General features: G+C 74.9%; 4 protein-coding genes. 1 reads left to right on the plus strand and 3 read right to left on the minus strand.

What is annotated here, in order from left to right; genetic code table 11:
* Positions 1–41 precede the first annotated feature (41 nt).
* Positions 42–2,774: a polynucleotide kinase-phosphatase gene (locus ACFXPX_RS18050; RefSeq protein WP_380642128.1), complete on the minus strand. Its 2,733-nt coding sequence runs from the start codon at positions 2,772–2,774 to the stop codon at positions 42–44.
* Positions 2,771–4,339: a 3' terminal RNA ribose 2'-O-methyltransferase Hen1 gene (locus ACFXPX_RS18055; protein ID WP_380642130.1), complete on the minus strand. Its 1,569-nt coding sequence runs from the start codon at positions 4,337–4,339 to the stop codon at positions 2,771–2,773. Before ACFXPX_RS18055 ends, ACFXPX_RS18050 begins: the two co-directional genes overlap by 4 nt.
* Positions 4,340–4,479: 140 nt before the next feature.
* Between ACFXPX_RS18055 and dapD the strand changes: the two genes are divergently transcribed.
* Positions 4,480–5,484, plus strand: coding sequence for a 2,3,4,5-tetrahydropyridine-2,6-dicarboxylate N-succinyltransferase (dapD, locus tag ACFXPX_RS18060; RefSeq protein WP_375893061.1), 1,005 nt, complete (start codon positions 4,480–4,482; stop codon positions 5,482–5,484).
* A 91-nt stretch (positions 5,485–5,575) separates the two neighbouring features.
* Here the strand turns inward: dapD and helR are convergent, their stop codons facing one another.
* Positions 5,576–7,741, minus strand: coding sequence for an RNA polymerase recycling motor ATPase HelR (helR, locus tag ACFXPX_RS18065; protein WP_380642132.1), 2,166 nt, complete (start codon positions 7,739–7,741; stop codon positions 5,576–5,578).
* Positions 7,742–7,859: the final 118 nt, after the last annotated feature.

The following is a 7,859-nucleotide window of genomic DNA, read 5'->3' on the forward strand; positions in this document are numbered from 1 at the left end:
CCTACCGGCGCGGTCCTACCGGCGGTTCCACCGGCGCGGTCCTACAGGCGCGGGTCGACCGGCTCGGACTCCAGGGCCAGCACCGCGAACACCGCCTCGTGCACCCGCCACAGCGGCTCCCCCGCCGCCAGCCGGTCCAGCGCCTCCAGGCCCAGCGCGTACTCACGCAGCGCCAGCGAGCGCTTGTGGCCCAGCGAGCGCATCCGCAGCCGCTCCAGGTGCTCGGTGTAGTCCGGGCCGTAGACGATCCGCAGGTACTCCCGCCCGCGGACCTTCACACCCGGCTGCACCAGGCCGCCCGGACGGCCCTCGCCCCGCACCGTCCGCACCACCGAGGCCAGCGGCTTGACCACCATGCCCTCGCCGCCCGCCGCCGTCAGCTCCTCCCACCAGGCGGTGGCGGCCGCCACCGAGGCCTCGTCCCCGGTGTCCACCAGGACCCGGCCGGTGCGGTGCAGCACCGGCGCCACCCGGTCGCCGGCGGCCCCGTCGGCGGCCTCGCCGGCAGCCTGGTCAGCCGCCTCGGCGTCGGCCGCGACCAGGCGGTCGATCAGGGCCAGGTGCTCGTCGTGCGGGCGCACCGCCAGGTTCGCCCCCTCCGCGGCCAGCAGCTGGAACGGCGCCAGCCGGATGCCCGACAGACCCTCGGTCGGCCAGCAGTAGCGCCGGTACGCCTCGGTGAACGCCCGGGCGTCGGCGACGCGGCGGCGCTGGCGGGCGGTCAGCCCGCCGAGCTCCAGCCCGCGCGCGGCCGCCTGCTCCAGCGCCGACAGCACCTCCGGCAGGGCGGCGCCGGCCGCCGCGCCGACCGCGGCGTACTGGCGGCGCAGCAGCTCCACCGCCTTCAACGACCACGGCATCAGCTCGGCGTCCAGCAGCAGCCAGTCACTGCCCAACTCCTCGAACAGGCCCGACCGTTCGGCCGCCGCCCGGACCCTGCCGAGCACCGCGCCGGTCAGCTCCTCGTCGTCGAGGAAGGCCCGCCCGGTCCTGGTCCAGATCGCCCCCGGACCGGCCACCCCGAAGCGCCGCTCCAGCGCGGCGGTGTCCCGGGCGACCAGCAGCACCGCGCGCGAGCCCATGTGCTTCTCCTCGCACACCAGGTGCCGGACCCCGTCCGCGCGGTAGGCGGCGAAGGCCTCCTCCGGGTGCTCCAGGTAGCCCTCCCGGCGGGAGGTCGGGCTCGGCGCCATGGTCGGCGGCAGGTAGGCGAGCAGCCGCGGGTCCAGCGCGAAGCGGCTCATCACCTCCAGCGCGGCCGCCGCGTTCTCCTCCCGCACCGCCACCCGGCCGTGCAGGGCGGTCTCCACCACCCGGCGCCCCGCCACGTCGGCGAGGTCCAGCGGACGGCCCTCCCGGGCGCCCGGCGCGTCGGTCCGCAGCGGACGCACCGGGGCGTACCACTCCCGCTCCGCGTCGACGCTCACCAGCTCGCGCTCCGGGTAGCGCAGCGCGGTCAGGCTGCCGCCGAAGACGCAGCCGGTGTCCAGGCAGATGGTGTTGTTGAGGAAGCTCGCGCTCGGCACCGGGGTGTGGCCGTAGACCACCAGCGCCCGGCCCCGGTACTCCTCCGCCCACGGGTAGCGCACCGGCAGGCCGTACTCGTCGGTCTCGCCGGTGGTCTCCCCGTACAGCGCGTGCGAGCGCACCCGGCCGGAGGCGCGGCCGTGGTAGCGCTCCGGCAGGCCGGCGTGGCAGACCACCAGGGCGCCGCCGTCCAGCAGGTAGTGGCTGACCAGGCCGCGCATGAAGGCCCGCACCTCGGCCCGGAACTCCTCGCTCTCCCCGGCCAGTTGGTCCAGCGACTCCTGGAGGCCGTGCGAGACGGTGACCTTCTTGCCGTCCATCGCCCGGCCCAGCTTGTTCTCGTGGTTGCCCGGCACGCAGATCGCGTGACCGGCCGCCACCATGCCCATCACCAGGCGCAGCACACCCGGGGTGTCCGGGCCGCGGTCGACCAGGTCGCCGACGAACACGGCCGTGCGGCCCTGCGGGTGGACGGCGTCCACCGGGCGGCCCCCGGCGTCCCGGGCCAGCGTGTAGCCGAGGCGGGTCAGCAGGGTCTCCAGCTCGGAACGGCAGCCGTGGATGTCGCCGACGACGTCGAACGGGCCGGTGAGGTGGCGCAGGTCGTTGTAGCGCTTCTCCGGCTCGATCACGGCGGCCGCCACCTCGGCCTCGCCGCGCAGCACGTGCACCTTGCGGAAACCCTCGCGCTCCAGGCCCTTGAGGGACCTGCGCAGCTCGCGGTGCTGGCGCGGGACGACGTGGGCGGGCAACTGGCGGTCCGGGCGGGCGCGGTTGCGCTCGGCACACACCCCCGGCGGGACGTCCAGCACGATCGCGATCGGCAGCACGTCGTGCGCCCGGGCGATCGCCACCAGCTGACGGCGGGCCTCCGGCTGCACGTTGGTCGCGTCCACCACGGTGAGGCGCCCGGCCGCCAGGCGCTTGCCGACGATGTAGTGCAGGAGGTCGAAGGCCTCGGCGGACGCCGACTGGTCGTTCTCGTCGTCGGACACCAGGCCGCGGCAGAAGTCGGAGGAGACCACCTGGGTGGGCAGGAAGTGGCGGCGGGCGAAGCTGGACTTGCCCGCGCCGCTGGTGCCGATCAGGACGACGAGGGAGACGTCGGTGACGGGCAGGCGGCGGGGGGCGGGGGGCTGGTCGGGGGTGGCAGTCTCGTCGGGGGTGGGGGTCTCGTCGGGGGTGTGGTCGAGGGCCTGGTCGGAGGCGGGGGCCTCGTCGGGGGTGGGGGTCGCGTCCTCGGTCATCGGGTCTCGCCTCCTCCGGGCGTGGTGGTGGTCGTGGCGGCATCGGTGGCGTCGGTGGCGGTGCGGAACAGGGCGAGCTGGGTCGGCGGGCCGACCTCCGGGTCCTCCGGGCCGACCGGGCGCAGCTCCACCGTGTAGCCGTACGCCGCCGCGACCTTCCCCGCCCAGGCGCCGAACTCGGCGCGCGACCACTCGAAGCGGTGGTCGGCGTGCCGGGCCCGGCCCGCCGGCAGGCTCTCCCACCGGACGTTGTACTCGACGTTGGGCGTGGTGACGACCACCGTCCTCGGGCGGGCCGCCCCGAACACCGCGTACTCCAGGGCCGGCAGCCGCGGCAGGTCCAGGTGCTCGATCACCTCGCACAGCACCGCCGCGTCGTACCCCTTCAACCGGGCATCGGTGTACGTCAGCGCACCCTGCGCCAGCGTCACCCGCGCCGCCAGCCGCTCGGGCAACCGTTCCAGGTGCAGCCGGCGCTTCGCCGCCTGCAACGCCCGCGCCGACACGTCCACCCCGAGGATCTCGGTGAACCGGGCGTCCTTCATCAGCTCACCGATCAACTCGCCCTGGCCGCAGCCGAGATCGGCGACCCGGGCGGCGCCGCCGTCGCGCAGGGCGGCCAGGATCGCGGCGCGGCGCCGCTCGGCGAGGGACGGCGGCCGGGGCTCGTGCCGGTCCTCCTGCCCGTCCGGGGCGGGCCCGGCGGCCTCCCGCCCCTCCTCCTCGGGCCGGTCGTCGACCGCGTTGTCGATCTCCTCGACCTCGCGGTCGTCCGCCTCGGCCAGCCGGGCCAGCTCCAGCCGCTCCATCGCGGCCCGGGTCAGCGACCAGCGCCGGGACAGGTAGCGGCGGGCGATCAACGCCCGCTCCGGGTGCGCCGCCAGCCAGCCCTCACCGGCGGCGAGCAGCTTGTCCACCTCGTCCGGGGCGACCCAGTAGTGCTTCGCACCGTCCAGCACCGGCAGCAGCACGTACAGCTGCTGGAGCGCCTCGGCCAGCCGCACCGACTCCGAGGCGAGCACGACCCGCACGTAGCGGGACTCGCCCCACTCCGGGAAGGCCTCGTCCAGCGGGACCGCCGTCGCCTCCACCCGCCAGCCCAGCGGCTCGAACAGCCGGGCCACCATCGCCGGACCGCCACCCTCGCCCGCACCGTTCGCGGGCACCGCGGGCAGCTCGATCCGCAGCGGGCGGACCAGCGCCGGCAGCTCCGGACGGGCCGGGCAGTCGCCCTTCATCGCCGACCGGAACACCGTCCGCAACGCCACCGCGAGCAGCGAGGACGCCGCGTACGGGCGGTCGTTGACGTACTGGGAGAGCGCGAAGTCGGGCGAGCCGCCGCGCCCCCTGCCGTCGCCCCGGCCCTTGCGGACCAGCGCGATCGGGTCGATGTCCAGCAGCAGCGCCGCGGTGCAGGCCTCGTCGTCCGCCCGGGGGTAGAAGACGTGGGCCGCACCGTGCGACGTCGTGAACCGCTGGACCTTGCCGGGATGCTTGTGCAGCAGGAACCCGAGATCCGTCGCCGGGCTCTCGGCGCTGCCGGTAGTGGAAATCGACATGAACACCCGGCCGAGTATTGCCCAGCGGGAGACGTCCGGGCACCGGGTTTTCCCACCCCGCGCGGCGCTGGCCTGCGGGTCCGCCCGCCTGTCCGGACGATGGGCGTGTTCGGCAGCCGGGCCCCCCATTGGTTAACGTGCACGGTGTGACTGCTGAATCCACCTCGCCCGAATCCACCACCCCGGCGACCGGCGCCGTGGCCACCGGTCTGGCCACCATCGCCGCCGACGGCACCGTCCTCGACACCTGGTACCCCGCCCCCGCCCTGGCCGCCGAGCCCGGCCCGGCCGGCACCGTGCGCCTGACCTCCGAGCAGGCCGAGGCCGAGCTCGGCGCCGGCGCCGCCGAAGCGCTGCGCGCCGACGCCCGCCGCGGCGTCGAGGTGGTCGCCGTGCGCACCACCATCGCCTCGCTCGACGAGAAGCCGCTCGACACCCACGACGTGTACCTGCGCCTGCACCTGCTCAGCCACCGGCTGGTCCGGCCGCACGGCCAGAACCTGGACGGCATCTTCGGCCTGCTCGCCAACGTCGCCTGGACCAGCATCGGCCCCGTCCCGGTCGACCGGGTCGAGCAGGCCCGCCTCGCCGTCCGCGCCCAGGGCGGCCAGCTGGCCGTCTACGGGATCGACAAGTTCCCGCGGATGACCGACTACGTCGCCCCCGGCGGTGTGCGCATCGCCCACGCCGACCGCGTCCGGCTCGGCGCCCACCTCGCCGCCGGCACCACCGTGATGCACGAGGGCTTCGTCAACTTCAACGCCGGCACCCTCGGCACCTCGATGGTCGAGGGCCGGATCAGCGCGGGCGTCGTCGTCGGCGACCACAGCGACATCGGCGGCGGCGCCTCGATCATGGGCACCCTGTCCGGCGGCGGCAAGCAGGTCGTCTCCGTCGGCGAGCGCTGCCTGCTCGGCGCCAACGCGGGCATCGGCATCTCGCTTGGCAGCGACTGCGTCGTCGAGGCCGGCCTGTACGTCACCGCCGGCACCCGGGTCACCACCCCGGACGGCACGGTGGCCAAGGCCGTCGAGCTGTCCGGCCAGGACAACCTGCTGTTCCGCCGCAACTCGCAGACCGGCGCGGTCGAGGTCATCGCCCGCTCCGGCTCCTGGGGCGGCCTGAACGCGGACCTGCACGCCCACAACTGACCTGTGGGGCAAGGCCGTCGAGGGGCCCGGCGCGGGTGCGCCGGGCCCCTTCGGCCGGTACGGCCCCGGAGGCTACGGGCGGCCCCGGAGGCTAGGGGCGGCTCCGGAGGACGACGAGCTCACGGGTCGCCCTGGTCATCGCGACGTAACGGTCGACCGCACCCTCGACACCGTCACCGAACGCCTCCGGGTCGACCAGGACCACCAGGTCGAACTCCAGCCCCTTGGCCAACTCCGGGGTGAGCGAACGGACCCGCGCCCGCTCCCGGAACCCCGGATCGCCGATGACGCAGGCGACGCCCTCGTCGTGCTCGGCGAGCCAGGAATCCACCACGGCCGGCAGCTCCGCCACCGCACCGTGCCGCACCGGAAGGCCGCTGCTGCGCACCGAGGTCGGCACGTTGGCGTCCGGCAGCGCCGCCCGGACGACCGGCTCGGCCTCCGCCATCACCTCGGCCGGCGTGCGGTAGTTGATGCTCAGCGAGGCCATCGTGGTGCGGTCGAAGCCGACCCGGTCGAGCCTCTCCTGCCACGACTCGGCGAAGCCGTGCCTGGCCTGGGCCCGGTCCCCGACGATGGTGAAGCTCCGGGACGGGCAGCGCTGCAGCAGCATCTGCCACTGGGCGTCGGTCAGCTCCTGGGCCTCGTCCACCACGATGTGGGCGAACGGGCCCGCGAGCGGCTCCGCGGCGGCGGCGGGCAGCGCGTCCTCGTCGACCAGGGTGTCCTGGAGGTCCCGGCCGCGCAGCATCGTCACCACGCCCTCACCGTCGTCGTCGGCCTGGATCAAGTCGCCGATCACGTCCGCCATCCGCTCGCGCTCGGCGGCCGCCGAGGCACGCCGACGCTGCCGGCGCAAGGTCTCCTCGCGGTCCCCGAGCCGCTGGCGGGCCGCGTCCAGGAGCGGCAGGTCGGAGACCGTCCATGCCTGCGGGGCGTGCTTGCGCTGGAGCGCACGGACCTCCTCCGGGGTGAGGTGCGGCGCGCACATCCGCAGGTAGGCGGGCACCGACCAGAGGTCGCCGACCAGCTCCGCCGCCTCCAGCAGCGGCCACGCCCGGTTGAGCGTGCCGACCAGTTCCCGGTCCTGCCGCAGCGCGCGGCGGAACTGCTCGGGCGAGACCTCCTCCTCGTCGTCCTGCTCCAGCCTGTCCAGCAGGATCGCCACCAGTTCGTCCCAGATCTGCTCGCGCGCCTCGTTGTGCGGGGTGCCCGGATCCGGGGCGTCGAAGGCCTCGGCCCAGTCCGCGGCGCTCAACCGCAGGTCCGCCCAGGGAGTGCCGACCAGCAGCTCCTCGACCGGCGGCTCCTCGTAGATCCGGACGGCCTTGTCGATCGCCCGCACCAGCTCCACCGAGGACTTGAGCCGCGCCACCTCCCGGTCCGCCTCCTCCGGCGCATCCGCGCCCTCGGGCACCAGGTCCCGCAGGGTGCAGGTGCGCACACCCTCCTCGCCGAGGCTGGGCAGGACGTCGGCGACGTAGTTCAGGTAGGGCTGGTGCGGGCCGACGAACAGCACTCCGCCGCGGCGGTGGCCGAGGCGGGGGTCGGCGTACAGCAGGTAGGCGGAGCGGTGCAGGGCCACCACGGTCTTGCCGGTGCCCGGGCCGCCGTCGACCACCAGGGCGCCGCGCGAGCCGGCCCGGATGATCGCGTCCTGGTCGGCCTGGATGGTGGCCAGCACATCCCGCATCCGGGCCGAGCGGTTGCCGCCCAGGCTGGCGATGAAGGCGGACTGGTCGTCCAGCGCGGCGTGCCCGGCGAGGCCCTCCGCAGTGAACACCTCGTCCCAGTAGTCGGAGATCCGGCCGCGGGTCCAGCGGTAGCGACGGCGGCTCGCCAGGCCCATCGGGTCCGCGTGGGTCGCCGCGAAGAACGGCTCGGCGGCGGGCGAGCGCCAGTCGACCAGCAGCCGCCGGCCCTCGCTGTCGGTCAGCCCGAGCCGGCCGATGTACAGCGGCTCGGCACCCTCCTCGGCGACGATGCGCCCCAGGCACAGGTCCAGACCGTAGCGGCGCAGGGCGCGCAGCCGGCCGCTCAGCCGGTACACCTCGATGTCGCGGTCCATCGCCGCCTGCCCGGCACCCCCCGGGGCGCGCCGCACGACGTCGAGCTGGTCGGAGAGTTCGGCGATCACCCGTTCCAGGCTCTCCGCGATCGCCGCGAAGTGCCGCTCGTCGGCCGCGACGAGCGCCGGGTCGGCCTTGGCGGACAACCGCTCGGGGAGGTCGAAAGCGCTGGTGGTCAGGGGGTTCATGGCATCAGCTCCGATCTGAGGCCTGCGATTGTGCGCCATCCAGGGGGCCTTGCCGCAAGACCCCCCTTGCGCTATATGTTGAGAGTGGCAAGGCGTGGGTTCTCCCCCTTCCGCTCTC

The organism is Kitasatospora sp. NPDC059146 (genome assembly GCF_042786665.1).
In the GTDB taxonomy this organism is placed as follows: Bacteria; Actinomycetota; Actinomycetes; order Streptomycetales; family Streptomycetaceae; genus Kitasatospora.